The sequence below is a fragment of the Pseudomonas sp. IT-P4 genome, assembly GCF_949767755.1.
GTDB classification, from domain to species: Bacteria; Pseudomonadota; Gammaproteobacteria; order Pseudomonadales; family Pseudomonadaceae; genus Aquipseudomonas; species Aquipseudomonas monachiensis.
The window spans coordinates 167,873-186,321 of record NZ_CATKPX010000111.1; the positions used below are offsets into that span (position 1 = coordinate 167,873).

Here is an 18,449-nt window from a genome sequence, read left to right on the forward strand (position 1 = left end):
GCCTCATCCGCCGGGTTTTTTATTCTCTTTGATACGGCGCGATTACTGCACTGCACGTGCCATGCAGCGCTGGTAGCGTTCATCGACTCGCTTGGCAAACCACGCAGTGGTGAGCTTGCGGGTGATTTTCGGGCTTTGTAGCACGATCCCGGGCAACACTTCGCGGGGTAACGGCCGGCCCTCGGCCCGTTCGGCCAGTTCGAAAACCCGCCGATAGAGCTTGCTGTCTTCGAACGCCAGGGTATTCCCCTCTTCCAGTTGGTCGCGGATCGTCGGATTGCGCATGTCCAGTTGCTTGCCAAGGGTACGCACGGCCAGCTCCGTGGTGCCGGGCATGATCGAACCGTAGCGCACCAGGTCGCCATCCAGCGCCAACGGGATACCGGAAGCCCGGCTCACCGCGTTCTGGAACGCAGCGTTACGGCTGGCGTACCAACCCGCGTTGAAGTCCGCAAAACGGTACAACGGCTGTGGGTAACTCACCGGATAGCCGAGCAGATGCGCGATGCCGAAATACATGCCGCCGCGCCGGGTGAACACTTCATGACGAATCGAGCTCTTCACCGGGTACGGATAGCCCTTGGCCTGCTGTTCGGCAAAGTCAATGCTGACTTGCATCGGTCCGCCGGTATGCACCGGGTTGAAGCCGCCGAACAGCTTCTTGCCCATTGGCACCATGCCGATGAAGTCGTCGAAAACAGCGCTCAGTTCCTTTTCACTGCGCGCGGCATTCAGGCGACTGCTGTAGCTTTTGCCATTCGGCGAATCGAGCATTAACGCACCGCTCACCAGCAGGCCGGGAATGTGCGCCTTGGCGGCACGGCGGTCGATCTCGTCGCGGGCGATCTTGCCCAGGCCCGGTACGCTCGGGTCGACCTGAAAGGTCGACTCCTGTTCGGTCACGGCCAGCACCGAGCACAGGTTTTGCGTGGTCGGCGAGATGGCTTGCGCGGTAAACGCCACCTGGATATCCGTGGCCCAACCCTGGGGATCGGCGGCCTTGGCCGGCAGTAAACGTACAATCTCGGCCTTTACTTCGGCCGGGCTGCGGGCCGCCGATTCCTGGGTCCGCTGGCTGCCGCAACCGGCCAATATCAGCAACACGGCGACGCTTGTGATCAATCTGATTTGCATGTCGTTCCATCTAATCCGTTTGTCCGGGCCAACCATACGACCAATGGCAGGTCAGCGGCTACGTCCGTGGCAGTCCGACGGTTGTCGCCCTCCCCGACTGGACCATACTTGATTCACACAGCGAAGAGGACAGGCTCATGCACCGCAGCGACGTGTTGATCATCGGCGCCGGCCCCACCGGGTTGGTCCTGGCGTTGTGGCTGAGCAAACTGGGCGTGCGCGTGCGGATCGTCGACAAAACCTCGGCCCCCGGCACCACGTCCCGGGCGCTGGCCGTCCAGGCACGGACGCTGGAGTTATATCGCCAGCTCGGACTGGACACCGCCGTGGTGCAACACGGCCATCAAGTAAAGGCCGGCAACTTCTGGGTCAAGGGTGAGCTCGTGGCGCGCCTGCCTCTGTCCCGGATCGGTGAAGGCCTGACCCCCTACTCGTTTCTCGAGATCTTCCCCCAGGACGAACACGAACGGCTGCTGATCGAGCGCCTGGAAACCTTCGGCATCACGGTGGAACGCAACACCGAACTGGCAGGCTTCGAGCAAACCGCAGACGGCATCACGGCCACGCTGCTCCTGCCCGACGGCCAGCAGGAAACCTGCCAGGCCTGTTACCTGGCCGGGTGCGACGGTGCCCGGTCGATTGTGCGCAAGACCCTCGATACCGGGTTTCCCGGCGGGACTTACCAGCAGATTTTCTACGTCGCCGACGTGCAGGCCAGCGGCCCGACATTCAACGGCGAACTGCATGTGGATCTCGACGAGGCGGACTTCCTCGCCGTGTTCCCGCTGGCCGACAGTGGTCGTGCCCGCCTGATCGGCACAGTGCGCGACGAGCGCGCCGAACACGCCGAGACCCTGCGCTTCGAGGACGTCAGCAGCCGGGCCATCGAACATATGAAAGTTCAGATCGAGCAACTGAACTGGTTTTCGACCTACCGCGTGCACCATCGGGTGGCGGATCACTTCCGCAAGGACCGGGCGTTTTTGCTGGGTGATGCCGCCCATGTGCACAGCCCGGCGGGCGGCCAGGGCATGAACACCGGGATTGGCGATGCCATCAACCTGGCCTGGAAACTGGCGGCCGTGTTGAGCGGTGGTGCCCAGGCCAGTCTGCTCGACACCTATGAAACCGAGCGCATTGCCTTTGCGCGCAAACTGGTGGCGACCACCGACCGGGTCTTCACGTTCGTCACCGCCGACGGGCCGATTGCCGATTTGCTGCGTACGCGCCTGGCCCCGTTCTTGTTACCAAAAATGACATCGTTCGAAACCTCCCGCCAGTTCCTGTTTCGCACGGTGTCGCAGATCACCCTGAATTATCGCGCAATGCCGCTGAGTACCGGCGTTGCCGGGCACGTGCATGGCGGCGATCGCCTGCCCTGGGCCCATGACGGTGAGGGGGATAATTTTGAGTCGCTCAAGTGCCTGACCTGGCAGGTGCATGTCTATGGCGACACCAGCGACGAGATGATTGCCTGGTGCCACGAGCACCATCTGCCGCTACACGTGTTTGACTGGCGACCGGCGTTCGAAGCGGCGGGCCTTGGGCGCAACGGCTTTTATCTGTTGCGGCCCGATACCTATGTGGCGATTGCCGAAACCTGCTCGGACCCGAAAGTGATCGAACGGTATTTCCGCGATCACGGGATCCGGCCGTTTTTTGGCACGACCTGATTCAACACAGATCAAAATGTGGGAGCGGGCTTGCTCGCGAATGCAGTGTGTCAGTCAATACATCTGTCACTGACACTCCGCTTTCGCGAGCAAGCCCGCTCCCACAGGGGATGGGGTTCAACCTGAAACGGGGCTCGGAATCTGCAACCCGCGCACCACCGCCGGCCGCGCCAGGAAACGTTCCAGTACCCGCGTGACGTTAGGGAAGTTCTGGATGCCCACCAGATCGCCCGCTTCATAGAAACCGATCAGGTTGCGCACCCATGGGAAGGTGGCGATGTCGGCGATGGTGTAGCGCTCGCCCATGATCCAGTCACGCCCTTGCAGACGGCCGTCCAGCACCTTGAGCAGGCGTTTGCTTTCCTCGACGTAGCGGTCACGGGGACGCTTGTCTTCGTAGTCCTTGCCGGCGAATTTGTTGAAAAACCCGAGCTGGCCGAACATCGGACCAATACCGCCCATCTGGAACATCAGCCACTGGATCGTTTCATAGCGCGCTGCCGATTCCTGGGCCAGCAGTTGTCCGCTCTTGTCGGCCAGGTAGATCAGAATCGCGCCCGATTCGAACAGCGCCAGTGGCTGGTCGTCCGGACCGTGGGAGTCGAGGATCGCCGGAATCTTGTTGTTGGGATTCAGGGAAAGAAATTCCGGGGACATCTGGTCGTTGGTGTCGAAGCCTACCCGGTGAGGCTCATACGGCAGGCCGATCTCCTCGAGCATGATCGAGACCTTGACGCCGTTGGGGGTCGGCAGGGAGTACAGCTGAATCCACTCCGGATACTGGGCAGGCCATTTGCGGGTGATGGGGAATGCGGACAAATCGGTCATGGGCGGGATCCACGAAGACATTGAGAGTGACGATCATAATGTAGATATCGGCTCAGCGATCCCTTGAAGCCATCGATCTCACTGATAGCCGAGATCAAAAGAGATCACGACCGTTTCAACGTCATTAGGTGTAGCGTGTCCACAATTGTGCAACATCCTGTCGATAACCTTCGCTGCAAACCTGTGAAGGTTACCGGTACATTGCCGCGCATTCGGCCGGAATCGAACCAATCGGGTTCAGGGGACTCTGAGCAACACCCCTTGGATAACGGACCGACTGCAATGACATGGAAAACACCCGACGCAGGACAATCGAGGTGTAAAGGTTTGTCAGCCTTAACCGAATTGCGCTGAAGAACCTTTACTCATGAACCTGTTCAATTTTGCCAACCGCTTCAAACATCGCGCTTACCTTTTGTTGCCCGCCTTGTTGGTAGTCACCGCCATGTTTCTGTCGCTGGAGTCCGGCCTGAGTCGCGCCCAACCGATGGATGGCATCCAGACGCTGGTTTTCCTGCGCCACGGGGAAAAACCCGACGGTGGCCTGGGCCAGCTCAATTGCCAGGGACTGAACCGCGCCATCGACCTGGCCACGTTGCTGCCGGAAAAGTTCGGCAAGGCCAATTATGTGTTCGCGGCGAACCCGACCCGTAACGTCGAGGAAGGCGAGCTCGACAATTCCTACAGTTACATCCGCCCCCTGATGACCATCAGCCCCAGCGCCATCAAGCTCGGCCTGCCGGTAAACATCAACTTTTCCGCCAATGACACCAGTGACCTGGCCGATGAACTGCTCCACGACAAGTACCACAACTCGATCATCTACACGGCCTGGTCCCACGGCTACCTGCCGGAACTGATCAACAAGGTGGCCGGCGACGCCACCGGCAAGAAAATGACCATCACGGATGACTGGGAGTCCAGCGACTATGACTCGCTGTACGTACTCACCCTGACCTGGCACGACGGCAAGGCCAGTTTACAGAGCCATGTGTACAAGCAAGGTCTGGATAACGGTGCTGAAACCTGCCCGACTTGAGGCATGCGTTGTCTGAGCGGGCGCCTTCGCGAGCAAGCCCGCTCCCACAGTAGATCTTCAGTGAACACAGATTTCGTGTACGACGCAGATCCAATGTGGGAGCGGGCTTGCTCGCGATGAGGCCGGCAAAAACACCCTCAACCCTTCTGATTCACCCGCTCGCGCAGATACTCGAGAACCGCCCCCCGCTCCCCGGCAAACTCGATCCGCGGGTCTTTCTTCTCTCGCTGAAACGCATACATCGGATCGTAATACTCGCACAGCAGCCCTTCGATCCAGCCCCGGTGCAGATCCACCGCGCCACTGCGGGCCTGCTCGGCCAACGCATCCTCCATCAAGACCAGCATGCGTCGATGACGTTCGCCACCCAGGCGCTTCTGCACATTGTTCAGGCTTGCCAGCAAGCGCTCGGAAAACAACGCAAAGCCCTCCTCGCCATGCACGTCGATGAATTCGGCGCACAGATCCACCACGTAATCGCGCAGGATCCGCTCTACCCGCCCTTCCAGGCTGTCTTCCAGCCACACCATCGGGAACTGCTGCATGCCTTGGTACAGCGGCAACGGCAGCGCACAACTGCCCACCGCGCGGCTTTCGTCTTCCAGTACGAACTGCTCGATGCCCCGGGCGCGCTTTTTCAGCACGTCCACGGCCAAGCGGTTTTCGAAATCGATATTCGAGGGTTGGCCCGTGGCGCGCTTGCCGAAACTGGAGCCGCGGTGGTTGGCATGACCTTCAAGGTCCACGGCGTTGCCCAGTTGCGTGAGCACCTCGGTCTTGCCGGTGCCGGTCATCCCGCCCAACAGGACGAAATCGCACTGGGTCACGGCTTGATCAAGGGTGTCCAGCAGGAAGGTACGCATGGCCTTGTAGCCGCCGCCCACCCGTGGATAGTCGATGCCGGCCTCATCCTTGAGCCATTGCTGGACGATCTGCGAACGCAGGCCGCCGCGAAAGCAGTACAGCAAGCCATCCGGATGCGCCCGGGCAAAATCGGCCCAGGCCTGGATGCGTTCGGCCTTGACCGCGCCCGACACCAGTTGATGCCCCAGCACGATGGCCGCTTGCTGGCCGTGCTGTTTGTAGCAGGTGCCGACCCGCTGGCGTTCATGGTCGTTCATCAACGGCAGGTTGATCACGCCGGGAAACGCGCCCTTGTTGAATTCGACCGGCGCGCGGGCATCCATCATTGGTCGGTCGTTGAGGAAGATGTCGCGGTAATCAGTGCAGTCGACGAACATCAAAACACCTCGACTGCGTTGCTCTGTCGCTCGACCAGTTCACCGATCGGTTCCAGGCTCAGGCCCAGTTCGGCGGCCACCGAAAGGAATTGCTCGTTGCCTTGCGGCGTCACGGCAATCAGCAGGCCGCCGCTGGTCTGCGGGTCGCAGAGCACGCGTTTGTGCAGTTCCTGAAGGCGTCCGAGCTTGCTGGCGTAGCTGTCGAAATTGCGCAGCGTCCCACCCGGTACGCAACCCTGTTCCAGGTAATACTCGACCCCCGGCAGGCGCGGTACGCGGTCATATTCAATGCGCGCCGTGAGCTGGCTGCCGTCGGCCATTTCCACCAGGTGCCCGAGCAGGCCGAAACCGGTGACGTCGGTCATCGCGGTCACGCCGTCGAGCTTGCCGAAACGGCTGCCGGGTTTGTTCAGGGTGCACATCCAGTCCCGGGCCAGGCCAATGTCGGCGTTGCGCAATTTGCCCTTTTTCTCGGCCGTCGTCAGGATGCCGATCCCCAGGGGCTTGGTGAGATACAGCAGGCAACCGGCGGTGGCGGTGTCGTTGCGCTTCATGTGGCGTTTTTCCACCAGACCGGTGACGGCCAGGCCGAAGATCGGTTCTGGCGCATCGATGGAGTGCCCGCCTGCCAGCGGGATGCCAGCCTCGTCACACACTGAACGACCGCCGCGTATCACTTCCCGGGCGACTTCCGGCGCCAGCACGTTCACCGGCCAGCCCAGGATCGCAATCGCCATCAACGGATCGCCGCCCATCGCATAGATGTCGCTGATGGCATTGGTGGCGGCAATTCGGCCGAAATCGAAGGGATCGTCGACGATCGGCATGAAAAAGTCAGTGGTCGAGACCACACCGCGTTCTTCATCGATGGCATACACCGCCGCGTCATCGCGCGATGCATTGCCGACCCAAAGCTTCGGATCGAGGTTCTGCGCCCCGCTACCGGCCAGGATCACTTCCAGCACCTGGGGGGAGATCTTGCAGCCGCAACCGGCGCCGTGGCTGTATTGGGTCAGGCGAATCGGCTCGCTCATGGGGTTACCTCTTGGAGTCTAGGTAACTAATCCTACAGCAAATGAGCCTTTTTCTTTGCAGGAGATGCGGTGGTGAGCAGTGCCTCTGTGGGGGTATGGTTATGGCAGCAAAATCACCTTCTCACCGCTGCCCTGATTCACCTCGGCATAACGCTCCAGGCCTTCAGCCAATGGCGATTCGAACAATCCTGGTGGCAGGGGCTGTCGCCAGCAACCGCCGCCGTTCGACAATCCGAGTGAATTTTCCTGATGGCGCGCGATCCTTCTATGTACAACAGGGAGGAACCGGGGCTTTATGAACAGTGCAAAATTATTCGTCATTGAGTACACCCTCCATGGCGCTGCGAAGTCATTCATCATCCGCCTGGAAAAAATGGATAACGCAGAAGCCTGGCATTGGGCGAGCTGTGACGCGGGGGTGGGGCGAATCCCCCGATTCGGACGCGAGAAGGTGCAAAAGACCAGCAAGCCGATGGCTGAAAAATTCGGCGTGGAAAACGTCAAGTGGCGGCCAGCGAACTAATATCCGTTGACCATCAGGTTCGGGGGAAGGGATATGAGCGCAACACCCGTCAACAGCCCTGCGCAGCTGGACTACGGCCTGGACACGCCGACCGGCCGCATCACCAGGAGCGCCGAGTGCCGGATCGGGCTGGAGCAGGTCGAAAATGACCCATTCTGCTTCGCCATACGCGTCCCGGCACCACTGCCGGAAGATCTGGAGCAGGCCAGGACGTTGGTGCTGCGGGTCGAAGGGCGGCGCTTGCAAGGCATCGTGCGCCACAGCGAACGCCTGGAGGATGACAGCCTCAGGCTGGAAGTGGAGCCGGACTAGGCCCCACTTTTGCGTGCGCCGTGGGGTTCAGTGGGCACACTTGCAGCCTTGGGAGGCGCACTCCTCACCGTGCTCGTGATGCTTGGCGCAGGCTTCACAGCAATAGTGCTTGCCGTGACGCACGATCGGGTGTTCGCCGAGTTTGCAGGAACACTTCGGACAATCGCATATACGCTCAGTCATGGGTTTGACTCCTGTGGGTGGTGGTCGTCGGGGGGAGATGAAAACAACCCGTGCTTTTCAGTGTAGGGGTCGACTGCAACACCGCAACACCGCAACACCGCAACACCGCGTATGGCGCACTACTTGAGTCCTTGATGAATTATCCGTTTCGCGAGGACAGGAAATGACGCGTAAGAGGCGATGCCACACTGATTATCTTTGTTTCTGGACATCCTTATATATCCGGCCTCCCCCCACTCCGGCCCCCTGCTATTTTTCACCAGCCAATAATCCTCGCCATCTTCGGTGCCATAACCAACAATAAGCACGGCGTAATTCAAATCATCGTCATCGCAACTTTCATCATCCAATACCCCGCCGGAGTATTTTTCAAAGTTGTCGGAAGCGTCAATCGCCGCCGATACCGGCCCTTTGGCTACGGCCTGGCGCAGTGCCTCCTCGTCGCCACGAGGAATATTGGTATAGGTCACCGTATTGGCGGCGACAGCCTTGATCATGCCTGCATTACAGCGTCCCCCGCCGCCTGTGTAAGGGTAATATTCTTCTGACTGAATACCGTTTTGCTTGACGTAGTCATAGGTGTAATCCATCAGCCCCCCATCACATCCTTGATTACCTTGCTCACTGCTGCAATCAAGAATCTGCTGCTCGGAAAGCTCGACCAGTCTTTCGGTTTGCAAAAACAATGCGCCCTCCAGGGCACCCACCGCTGAAAAAGCATAACCGGAGCCACAAGTCCCCAATTGCTTGACTCTGGTAACAGCTCCCTGGGTACGCCAGTCCACTGAGCTTGGTATCTCCAGAGCCTGCGCCGTCACGGCACAGCCGCCAACCAGGATGAAACATGAGAGTTGCCAAAATCTCATACTTAGCCCCTGTTTCCATATGGTTTGCAGTTACCTCGCTATGTCATTGAAATGAAAGACCAATAAGCCAACGGCAACAACTGTCAAATATGACAGTTACTCAATACTGTTTAGTTATAAAAACCACACCATTTCGCGTTGTTAACCATAACTGTCAAATACGGAACTGCCCGACCAGACTGCCCAGGCGCTGGCCGAGGTCGGCCAGGCTGCGTGAAGTCTGCGCGCCGAGTTGGGTTTCATCGGCGACGCTGTCCACGGCCACGGCAATCTGGTGCACGCTGCGATTGATCTCTTCGGCCACGGCGGTCTGTTCTTCGGCGGCACTGGCGATCTGCGCGTTCATCGAATTGATGGTCGCGATCAGTTGGGCCATGGTGTCCAGCGAAGCCCCCGCCTCATTGGCCTGGGCCGAGGTGCCGTCGCCGGCCTCGCTGGAGCGGCGCATCGCCTCCACCGCTGACTGGGTGCCGGCCTGCAAACGGTCGATCATGCCCTGGATTTCCTGGGTGCTGATTTGCGTGCGGCTGGCCAGCGCCCGCACTTCATCGGCCACCACCGCAAAGCCGCGCCCGGCCTCGCCGGCGCGGGCGGCTTCGATGGCCGCGTTGAGCGCCAGCAGGTTGGTCTGCTCGGCAATCGAGCGGATCACTCCGAGCACGCTGACTATCGACGACACATCCTTTTGCAGGCTGTCCAGGGACACGCCGCTGCTGCGGATATCGTCCACCAGGGCATGGATCTTCTCGATGCTGCCGACCACCACGCGCTTGGCGGCCTGCCCTTCTTCGTCGGTCTGCTGGGCGGCGACCGCGGCGTTCTGCGCGCTCTTGGCCACTTCCTGGGCGGCCGCCGACATTTCGTTGATCGCCGTGGCCACCTGATCGGTTTCGTGACGCTGGCGCTCCATGGCCTGATCCGAGCGATTGGCCTGGTCGGACACCTGAGTCACCAGCCCGGTCAGTTGCGAGGTCATTTCAGTGATCTGCCGTACCAGGCCGTGGATCTTGTCGACGAAACGGTTGAACGAGCCGGCCAGTTCACCGAGTTCGTCCTGGCTGGTGATGGTCAGGCGGCGGGTCAGGTCGCCCTCGCCTGCCGCGATGTCATCGAGGTTGGCTTTCATCAAATGCAGCGGACGCACAATGGTGTTGGCCAGCAGCATCCCGACGGCAGCGATCACCAGCAGCACCACGACCGCCACGCCGACGATGCTCAGCACCATGCCTTGCATGCGGGCCTGGACCTTGGCTTCGACCACGGCCACCTGTGCTTCGATGCCATCGAGGTTGACCGAGGTGCCGACCGCCATGTCCCACTTCGGCAGATATTCGGTGTAGCCGAGCTTGGGCACCAGCACCTGGGTGTTGCCGGGCAATGGCGAGCTGTATTGCAGGTAGTGGGTACCGTCCCTGGCGACTTTCACCAGGTCGCGGTTGACGTAGACACCGTTCGGGTCGCGGTTGTCCTTGAAGCTCTGGCCCACGCCTTCGGGGCTGTTGGCCTTGAACAGGCGCACGGTGTTGGAGTCGTAGCCGAAGAAGTAGCCGTCCTTGCCATAGCTGATGCTCGACAGCAGCTTGATCACCTGCGCCCGCGCCGCCTCATCGCCAGGGGCGGCCGCGTCGTAGAGCGGTTTGATCGTGGTCATGGCCACGGCCACGTAGCTTTGCAGGGTCGCCTTGGCATCGCTGAGCAGGCGCTCGCGGGTCTGCTCGACTTCCTTGCGCGCCTGATCCTGCAGAATGAACAGCGTGGTCAGGCTGATGACCAGCGCAAACAGCAACACCGGGAGGACGGCAAGGGACAGGACTTTGGCCTTGAGGCTCATGCGCATGACGTTCACTCTTTTGATTTTGTTGTCGTGGTTAAAGCTTTAACGGCACGCCGGGTCAAAAGTTGAACGCCCCAAAAAGATCGCAGCCTTCGGCAGCTCCTACAGATGAACACCCTTCCCATGTAGGAGCTGCCGAAGGCTGCGATCTTTTGATCTTTTGCTTGTTAGATCACAGAACCATCGCCGCTACCCAGCCAAACGCCAGCAACGGCAGGTTGTAGTGCAGGAAGGTCGGGACCACGGTGTCCCAGATGTGATGGTGCTGGCCGTCGATGTTCAGGCCGGAGGTCGGACCCAGGGTCGAGTCCGAAGCCGGCGAACCGGCGTCGCCCAGGGCACCGGCCGTGCCGACGATGCACACGATCGCCAACGGGCTGAAGCCCAGTTGCACGCACAGCGGCACGAAGATCGCCGCCAGGATCGGCACCGTGGAGAACGACGAGCCGATGCCCATGGTCACCAGCAACCCCACCAGCAACATCAGCAAGGCGCCAATGCCCTTGCTGTGATCGATGTACGACGCCGACGACTCGACCAGCGTCTGCACCTCACCGGTGGCCTTCATCACTTCGGCAAACCCGGAGGCGGCGATCATGATGAAGCCGATCATTGCCATCATTTTCATGCCTTCGGTGAACAGGTCGTCGGTGTCGCGCCATTTGACGATGCCCGACACCGAGAAGATCAGGAAGCCGACCAGCGCACCAATGATCATCGAATCGAGCAACAACTGAATAATGAACGCCGCCGCGATGGCCACGCCGGCCACCATCAGGCTCAGCGGGTTGTATTGCACCGCCACTTGTTCGACCTGTTCAATCTTCGCCAGGTCGTAGACACGCTTCTTGCGGTAGCTGACAAACGCGATCAGCAGGCCCGCCACCATGCCCAGGGCCGGAATGCCCATGGCGTGGGTCACATTGATGCCGCTGATGTCCACGCCGCTGCGGGCAACGTTGGCCAGCAGGATCTCATTGAGGAAGATGTTGCCAAAGCCCACCGGCAGGAACATGTAGGGCGTGATCAGGCCAAAAGTCATGACGCAGGCGATCAGGCGACGGTCCAGTTGCAGCTTGGTCAGCACATAAAGAAGCGGCGGCACCAGCAACGGAATAAACGCGATATGTATCGGCAAGATGTTCTGCGAGGCGATGGCCACGACCCAGAGCAGGCCGATCAGCAGCCATTTGACCTGGCCACCGCCGCTGGCGTGCTGGCGATCGACCATGGCCAGGGCCTTGTCGGCCAGCGCATGGGCCATGCCGGACTTGGCAATGGCCACGGCGAAAGCACCGAGCAAGGCGTAGGACAACGCCACCGTCGCCCCGCCGCCGAGGCCGCTGTTGAAAGCCTTGAGCGTCGCTTCGATCCCCAGGCCACCGGTCAAGCCACCGACCAGCGCGCCGACGATCAGGGCGATCACCACATGCACGCGGGACAGGCTGAGGATCAGCATGATGCCGACCGCGGCAATTACTGCATTCATTGTCATACCTCTGGGCAAGCAAAAAGAGTCCGGCCGACAGTCTGCGAGAGCCGCCAGCGGATAAAAAATGGGTTTTATTAGAGGGCGCGCACTTTGCCGGACCGCTGTCGCCTTGTCAAAGCCAACCCGGGGTATTCGATATTCATTGGCCCGGCTTAAAGAAAGCCGAATCCCGGCCGCTACAGTGCAAAGTCTCAGATATTTATCGAATAAGGACGTCTCCATGTCGCTCAGACAACTTTCCATTCAATGGAAAATCACCCTGCTGGCCGGGCTGTGCCTGGCGGGCATCGTGACCCTGCTGGTGGGTCTTTCGCTGTATCGCATGGAGCACAGTTCCGAGTTGGTGAAAGCCTCGAGCATGGAGATGCTGACCGAAGCGGCCCAGGCGCGGATCGAGTCCCAGGGCGAAAACCAGGCACTGGGGATTCGCCAGCAGTTCATGGACGCCTATCAGTACGGCCACGGCTTCTCGCGGCAGGTGCTGTTCCTGCGTGACCAGGCCGAGAAGCGTTTTCTCGATGCCTTCGACCTGCGCGAAGACCTGACCCGCCAGGTCAAGTCGGCCCTGCAAGCCAACCCGGACCTGCTCGGCCTGTCCCTGGTGTTCGAACCCAATGGACTGGACGGCAAGGACGAACTGTTCGCCGGTCAGGCCGAGCTTGGCAGCAACGACAAGGGCCGTTTCGCCCTCTACTGGTCGCAGCCGACGCCGGGCAAGTTGACGTCCATGGCGCTGCCGGAAAAGGACATGGCCGACACCAGCACCGGTCCCAGCGGCGAAGCGGCCAACGCCTGGTTCACCTGCCCGCGCACCACCCTCAAGCCGTGCGTGATCGAACCCTACTTCTATGAGATCGACGGTCAGAACGTGCTGATGACCAGCATCGTTTTCCCGCTGATGGTCAATGGCAAGGTCATCGCCTCGCTCTCGGTGGACATCAACCTCAACAGCCTGCAAGCGGTCAGCCTGGGCGCGAGCAAGAAGCTCTATGATGGCCAGACCAGCGTCAGCATCATCAGCCCGGCCGGCCTGCTCGCCGGCTACAGCCCGGACGCCGGCAAACTCAGCCAGCGCCTGGACGCCGTGGACCAGGCCAGCGGCGCCGAACTGCTGCGCATGCTCGCCGCCAGCAGCAAAACCGCCAGCCTGTACAGCCAGCAGCAACTGAAAGTACTGGCGCCCTTCCAGCCGATCCCCGGCGGTAAATCCTGGGGCGTGCTGCTCGACGTGCCGGAGAAAGTCCTGGTCGGCCCCGCCGAAGCCCTGAAAAAGCAACTCGATGACAGCAACACCGCCGGTACGCTGGTTGAACTCGGCCTGGGCGTGCTCGCCGCGCTGCTCGGCCTGGTGCTGGTGTGGCTGATGGCCCGCAGCGTCACCCGTCCGATCCTCGGCGTGGCGCACATGCTCGAAGACATCGCCAGCGGCGAAGGTGACCTGACCCGCCGCCTGGCCTACGACAAGCAGGATGAGCTGGGCCAGTTGGCCGGCTGGTTCAACCGTTTCCTCGACAAGCTGCAACCGATCATTGCCGAAGTGAAACGTTCGGTGCAGGACGCTCGCAGTACCGCGGACCAGTCGTCCGCCATCGCCACCCAGACCAGCGCCGGCATGGAACAGCAGTACCGCCAGGTGGATCAGGTCGCGACCGCCTCCCACGAAATGAGCGCCACCGCCCAGGACGTCGCCCGCAGCGCCGCGCAAGCGGCCCATGCCGCGAGGGATGCCGATCAGGCGACCCGTCAGGGCCTGACCGTGATCGACCGCACCACCGCCAGCATCGACAATCTCGCCGCCGACATGAGCGCGGCCATGGTCCAGGTCGAAGGCCTGGCCGCCAACAGCGAGAAGATCGGCACGGTACTGGAAGTGATCCGCGCGATTGCCGAACAGACCAACCTGCTGGCCCTTAACGCCGCGATCGAAGCGGCTCGTGCCGGTGAGGCTGGACGCGGGTTTGCCGTGGTGGCCGATGAAGTGCGCAACCTGGCGCGGCGTACCCAGGAATCCGTCGAAGAAACCCGTCTGGTGATCGAACAACTGCAAAACGGCACCCAGGAAGTGGTGGGCTCGATGAGCAACAGCCATCGTCAGGCCCAGGGCAGTGTCGAGCAGGTTGGCCAGGCGGTAACGGCGTTACGCCAGATCGGCGACGCGGTGACCGTGATCAACGACATGAACATGCAGATCGCCAGTGCCGCCGAAGAGCAAAGCGCGGTGGCCGAGGAGATCAACAACAACGTGGCGACCATCCGCGACGTGACCGAGTCGCTGTCGGGCCAGGCCAATGAATCGGCGCGGGTCAGCCAGTCGCTCAACAGCCTGGCGAACCAGCAGCAGAGCCTGATGGATCAGTTCCGCGTTTAAGCCCGCTCCCACAAATTTTTCTGTGCCCGACTCAACCAAATGATGGCGAGTGGATATCTGCCAGACCTTGATTATGCTTCATGGAACCTTGCAGCGTTTTCTGGCGTCAACCTGAATGCAAGCCACGTAATCCGATGACTTCAGCCCCAGGGCCTGGGTACGGTAAGTGTTGGTGGGAACTCCGGCCTACAACAAGAGCAAGACGGAGAATACTCATGGCAGCAATCGACAATACAACCACGGGCAGCGCGCCCAACCGCGGGCTCACCCGGGAGGAGCGCAAGGTCATCTTCGCCTCCTCCCTGGGCACCGTGTTCGAGTGGTACGACTTCTACCTGTACGGCTCCCTCGCGGCGATCATCGCCAAGCACTTCTTCGCCGGTGTCAACGAAACGACGTCCTTCATCTTCGCCCTGCTCGCCTTCGCCGCCGGCTTCGCCGTACGCCCCTTCGGCGCCATCGTGTTCGGTCGGTTGGGCGACATGATCGGGCGCAAGCATACGTTTCTCATCACCATCGTGATCATGGGTATCTCCACGGCCGTGGTGGGTTTGCTGCCCGGCTATGCGACCATCGGCGTCGCCGCGCCGATCATCCTGATCAGCCTGCGCCTGTTGCAAGGCCTGGCGCTGGGGGGTGAGTACGGCGGCGCCGCGACCTACGTGGCCGAACATGCACCCAAGGGCAAACGCGGCTTCTTTACCTCGTGGATCCAGACCACGGCAACCCTCGGCCTGTTTCTTTCACTGCTGGTGATCCTCGCCTGCCGTACCCTCCTGGGCACCGAAGCCTTCGAAGCCTGGGGCTGGCGGATTCCGTTCCTGCTGTCGATCCTGTTGTTGATCGTCTCGGTGTACATCCGCCTGCAGCTCAGCGAGTCGCCGGTTTTCATGAAAATGAAGGCCGAAGGCAAATCCTCCAAGGCACCGTTGACTGAATCCTTCGCCCGCTGGGAGAACCTGAAGATCGTGATCATGGCCCTGCTCGGCGGTACCGCCGGCCAGGCGGTGGTCTGGTACACCGGGCAATTCTATGCACTGTTCTTCCTGCTGCAGACGCTGAAGATCGACCCGCAGACCGCGAACCTGCTGATTGCCGGCTCATTGCTGATCGGCACGCCGTTCTTCGTCATTTTCGGCAGCCTGTCCGACCGCATCGGGCGCAAGGGCATCATCATGGCTGGCTGCATCCTCGCGGCCCTGACTTACTTCCCGATCTTCCATGCGCTGACCCAATACGGTAACCCCGACGTGTTCATTGCGCAGGAGAAGAATCCGGTCACGGTCGTCGCCAATCCCGCCCAGTGCTCGTTCCAGTTCGACCCGGTGGGCAAGGCCAAATTCACCAGTTCCTGTGACCTGGCCAAGACCGTACTGGCCAAAAGGGCCATCCCCTACAAGAACGTGGACGCCGAACCGGGCGCCGTTGCGCAGGTGCGCATTGGCGATAAAGTGATCGAGAGCTTCGAGGGCACCGGCATGCCGGCCGCCGATTTCAAGGCCAGGAACGACGCCTTTACCGCCACCCTCGCCACCGCCCTCAAGGACGCCGGTTACCCAGAGAAGGCCGACCCGGCCAAGACCAACTACCCGATGGTGTTGCTGCTGCTGACGATCCTGGTGATCTACGTGACCATGGTCTACGGGCCGATTGCCGCCTGGCTGGTGGAACTGTTCCCGGCGCGCATCCGCTACACCTCGATGTCGCTGCCCTACCACATCGGCAATGGCTGGTTCGGTGGCTTCCTGCCGACGGTGGCATTCGCCATGGTGGCGGCCACGGGGGATATCTACTACGGGCTGTGGTATCCGATCGTCATCGCGGTGATGACGGCGGTGCTGGGTATTTTCTTCATGCCGGAAACCAAGGATCGGGAGATTCATCACACCTGAGCAGGGGGAGGTTCTATGTGGGAGCGAGCAAGCCCGCTCCCACAATGGACCTCAGTGTCTGGGCAATTCGATGACGACCTTCAGCCCGCACCACTCGCTTTCCAGCAACGACAGTCTGCCGCCCCAGCTATCGACGATGTCGCGCACGATACCCAGCCCCAAACCATGCCCATGGGTTTGCTCGTCCAGGCGCGTGCCTCGGCCGAACACCTGATCGCGACGCTCTTCGGGAATCCCCGGGCCGTCATCTTCCACGCCGAGTTCAAAGCCCTCTGCAGTCTCGGCCACACTCAGGCGAACCTCGGCATCGGCCCACTTGCAGGCGTTATCCAGCAGGTTGCCCAACAGTTCCAGCAGATCTTCGCGATCCCAGGGCAATTGCAGGCCGGCGGGTGCGCGGTAGCTCAGTGCCAGGTGGTCGCCATGGATCATGTTCAGCGTGGCCAGCAAGCCGGGGAGCTCGGCATCGCAATCAAACAGGGCGCCCGGCAACGCATCGCCGGACAACCGCGCACGATTGAGTTCCCGATTGAGTCGCTGCTGGACTTGTTCCAGTTGTTCCTTGAGGGTCTTGCGCAATTGTGGGTGCGCGTCGAGTTGCTCGCTTGAAGCCAGGCTCAACAGCACCGCCAGCGGGGTTTTCAAGGCGTGGCCGAGGTTGCCCAGGGCATTGCGTGAGCGCTTGAGGCTGTCCTCGGTGTGGGCCAGCAAATGGTTGATCTGCGCCACCAGTGGCTCCAGTTCCACCGGCACCCGATCGTCGAGTTGCGAGCGCTGGCCCTGTTGCAGCTGCGCAATCTGCTCACGGGCCTGCTCCAGCGGACGCAAGGCCCGGCGCACGGTAATCCGTTGCAGCAGCAGAATCAGCAACAGCGCTGTCAAACCGAGGCCAAACCCGAGCTGTTGCATGCGCCGGAAGCTTTCGCGTATCGGCGTGTAATCCTCGGCGACACTGATGGAGATCGGCACCCCCGAACGTCGATAGTCCGTGCGCAGCACCAGTAACTGTTGCCCTTCCGGCCCCAGTTGCAGGTTGCCATGCAGACCGGGTTGATCGAGCACCGGCAGTTCCTGATCCCAAAGGGAACGGGAACGCCAATGGCCATCGGTGAAATCGATGCGGAAATAATGCCCGGAGAATGGCCGCTGATAGGCCGGTGACAGGCGCCGCTCATCCAGCTGCAAACCTTGCGGCCCGCGCACCAGCGCCGCCAGCAGGTTCTCGCTGTCATTGCGCAACCCGGCTTCGAGGTAACGCTGCAACCCCATTTCGAACAACCACAGGCTGGTTTGCGCCAGCACCAGGCCAACGACCACCATCACGCTGATCAGGCCCAGGCTCAAGCGGCGCTGGATCGATCTCACCGGGCTTGCCCGCCAAACAGGTAACCCTGGCCGCGACGGGTTTCAATCACACTTTTGCCGAGTTTGCGGCGCAAGTGGTTGACGTGGACTTCCAGCACATTGGAATCGCGCTCGGTTTCACCGTCGTAGAGGTGTTCGGCAAGGTGGCCTTTGGAGAGGATCTGCTCGGGGTGCAGCATGAAATAACGCAACAGGCGAAACTCCGCGGCGGTCAGCTGAATGTCCGCACCGTCGCGCACAACGCACTGGCGACCTTCGTCCAGATGCAGCCCGGCAGCCTTGAGCGTTGGCTGGTTGACCTGGCCATGGGAGCGGCGCAGCAACGCCTGGATGCGCAAAAACAGCTCTTCGGGATGAAATGGCTTGGTCAGGTAATCGTCGGCGCCGGCCTTGAGGCCTTCGATGCGTTCGGCCCAGGAGTCCCGGGCCGTCAGGATCAGCACCGGCGTGGCCAGCCCCGCCGCCCGCCATTGCGCCAGCACTTCAAGCCCCGGCACGCCCGGCAGACCGAGGTCGAGGATGATCAGGTCATAAGGCTCGGTGCTGCCCTGATGCACAGCATCGCGACCATCGGCCAGCCAGTCCACCGCATAGCCCTGGCGACTGAGGCCGGCCAGCAGTTCGTCGGCCAGGGGCACATGGTCTTCCACCAGGAGCAAACGCAT

15 protein-coding genes and 4 pseudogenes are annotated in these 18,449 nt (G+C 61.1%); 7 read left to right on the plus strand and 12 right to left on the minus strand.

All coding sequences use genetic code 11. From position 1 onward, the window contains the following. Positions 1 to 42: 42 nt before the first annotated feature. Positions 43 to 1,134, minus strand: a complete 1,092-nt coding sequence (locus tag ACM6IT_RS28760; protein ID WP_414919166.1) for a DUF1615 domain-containing protein — start codon at positions 1,132 to 1,134, stop codon at positions 43 to 45. 137 nt (positions 1,135 to 1,271) lie between these two features. Between ACM6IT_RS28760 and ACM6IT_RS28765 the strand changes: the two genes are divergently transcribed. Continuing rightward, the gene (locus ACM6IT_RS28765; protein ID WP_414919167.1) at positions 1,272 to 2,807 is read left to right on the plus strand and encodes an FAD-dependent oxidoreductase; all 1,536 of its coding nucleotides are present in this window, start codon (positions 1,272 to 1,274) and stop codon (positions 2,805 to 2,807) included. A gap of 117 nt (positions 2,808 to 2,924) precedes the next feature. Here ACM6IT_RS28765 and ACM6IT_RS28770 read toward each other — a convergent pair whose 3' ends face one another. Beyond that, entirely contained in the window at positions 2,925 to 3,635 is a 711-nt protein-coding gene (locus ACM6IT_RS28770) for a glutathione S-transferase family protein (RefSeq protein ID WP_414919168.1), read from the minus strand. 367 nt (positions 3,636 to 4,002) lie between these two features. On the opposite strand from ACM6IT_RS28770, the gene ACM6IT_RS28775 reads away from it, so the two are divergent. Then, positions 4,003 to 4,674, plus strand: a complete 672-nt coding sequence (locus tag ACM6IT_RS28775; RefSeq protein WP_414919169.1) for a histidine phosphatase family protein — start codon at positions 4,003 to 4,005, stop codon at positions 4,672 to 4,674. A 137-nt stretch (positions 4,675 to 4,811) separates the two neighbouring features. Here the strand turns inward: ACM6IT_RS28775 and mnmH are convergent, their stop codons facing one another. The 3 genes and pseudogenes from mnmH to ACM6IT_RS28790 all read right to left on the minus strand — a co-directional run. Continuing rightward, complete coding sequence (gene mnmH, locus ACM6IT_RS28780) at positions 4,812 to 5,915, minus strand: tRNA 2-selenouridine(34) synthase MnmH (RefSeq protein WP_414912782.1); 1,104 nt, start codon at positions 5,913 to 5,915, stop codon at positions 4,812 to 4,814. Then, the gene (gene selD, locus ACM6IT_RS28785; RefSeq protein ID WP_056722495.1) at positions 5,915 to 6,949 is read right to left on the minus strand and encodes a selenide, water dikinase SelD; all 1,035 of its coding nucleotides are present in this window, start codon (positions 6,947 to 6,949) and stop codon (positions 5,915 to 5,917) included. The genes mnmH and selD overlap by 1 nt, the downstream gene beginning before the upstream one ends. 99 nt (positions 6,950 to 7,048) lie before the next feature. Continuing rightward, positions 7,049 to 7,150 (minus strand): annotated as a pseudogene (locus tag ACM6IT_RS28790) (zinc-binding alcohol dehydrogenase family protein); the annotation flags it as partial. 94 nt (positions 7,151 to 7,244) lie between these two features. Here ACM6IT_RS28790 and ACM6IT_RS28795 point away from each other — a divergent pair. Beyond that, a complete protein-coding gene (locus ACM6IT_RS28795) occupies positions 7,245 to 7,472 on the plus strand; it encodes a DUF6555 family protein (protein WP_056722497.1) in 228 nt (75 codons plus the stop codon). A gap of 33 nt (positions 7,473 to 7,505) precedes the next feature. Beyond that, on the plus strand, positions 7,506 to 7,784 hold the full coding sequence (locus ACM6IT_RS28800) for a hypothetical protein (protein WP_414919170.1): 279 nt from the start codon (positions 7,506 to 7,508) through the stop codon (positions 7,782 to 7,784). Between the two features lie 27 nt (positions 7,785 to 7,811). Here ACM6IT_RS28800 and ACM6IT_RS28805 read toward each other — a convergent pair whose 3' ends face one another. The 5 genes and pseudogenes from ACM6IT_RS28805 to ACM6IT_RS28825 form a co-directional block, all read right to left on the minus strand. Then, entirely contained in the window at positions 7,812 to 7,967 is a 156-nt protein-coding gene (locus ACM6IT_RS28805; protein ID WP_079246731.1) for a metallothionein, read from the minus strand. A gap of 119 nt (positions 7,968 to 8,086) precedes the next feature. Beyond that, the gene (locus tag ACM6IT_RS28810) at positions 8,087 to 8,833 is read right to left on the minus strand and encodes a C1 family peptidase (protein WP_414919171.1); all 747 of its coding nucleotides are present in this window, start codon (positions 8,831 to 8,833) and stop codon (positions 8,087 to 8,089) included. Between the two features lie 154 nt (positions 8,834 to 8,987). Beyond that, positions 8,988 to 9,809, minus strand: coding sequence for a methyl-accepting chemotaxis protein (locus ACM6IT_RS28815; RefSeq protein WP_414919184.1), 822 nt, complete (start codon positions 9,807 to 9,809; stop codon positions 8,988 to 8,990). A gap of 36 nt (positions 9,810 to 9,845) precedes the next feature. Continuing rightward, a pseudogene (locus ACM6IT_RS28820) lies at positions 9,846 to 10,670 on the minus strand (cache domain-containing protein); the annotation flags it as partial. A 169-nt stretch (positions 10,671 to 10,839) separates the two neighbouring features. Further along, entirely contained in the window at positions 10,840 to 12,156 is a 1,317-nt protein-coding gene (locus ACM6IT_RS28825) for a Na+/H+ antiporter family protein (RefSeq protein ID WP_056722503.1), read from the minus strand. A gap of 442 nt (positions 12,157 to 12,598) precedes the next feature. On the opposite strand from ACM6IT_RS28825, the pseudogene ACM6IT_RS28830 reads away from it, so the two are divergent. The 3 genes and pseudogenes from ACM6IT_RS28830 to ACM6IT_RS28840 form a co-directional block, all read left to right on the plus strand. Further along, positions 12,599 to 13,669, plus strand: a pseudogene (locus ACM6IT_RS28830) (HAMP domain-containing protein); the annotation flags it as partial. Positions 13,670 to 13,933: 264 nt separating this feature from the next. After that, positions 13,934 to 14,527: pseudogene (locus ACM6IT_RS28835) on the plus strand (methyl-accepting chemotaxis protein); the annotation flags it as partial. Between the two features lie 215 nt (positions 14,528 to 14,742). Then, entirely contained in the window at positions 14,743 to 16,419 is a 1,677-nt protein-coding gene (locus ACM6IT_RS28840; RefSeq protein ID WP_056722507.1) for an MFS transporter, read from the plus strand. A 51-nt stretch (positions 16,420 to 16,470) separates the two neighbouring features. Here the strand turns inward: ACM6IT_RS28840 and ACM6IT_RS28845 are convergent, their stop codons facing one another. Continuing rightward, positions 16,471 to 17,784 carry a sensor histidine kinase gene (locus ACM6IT_RS28845; RefSeq protein ID WP_056722509.1) on the minus strand — a complete coding sequence of 438 codons (1,314 nt, stop codon included), beginning with the start codon at positions 17,782 to 17,784 and terminating at the stop codon, positions 16,471 to 16,473. Beyond that, positions 17,781 to 18,449, minus strand: a complete 669-nt coding sequence (locus tag ACM6IT_RS28850) for a response regulator transcription factor (protein ID WP_414919172.1) — start codon at positions 18,447 to 18,449, stop codon at positions 17,781 to 17,783. The genes ACM6IT_RS28845 and ACM6IT_RS28850 overlap by 4 nt, the downstream gene beginning before the upstream one ends.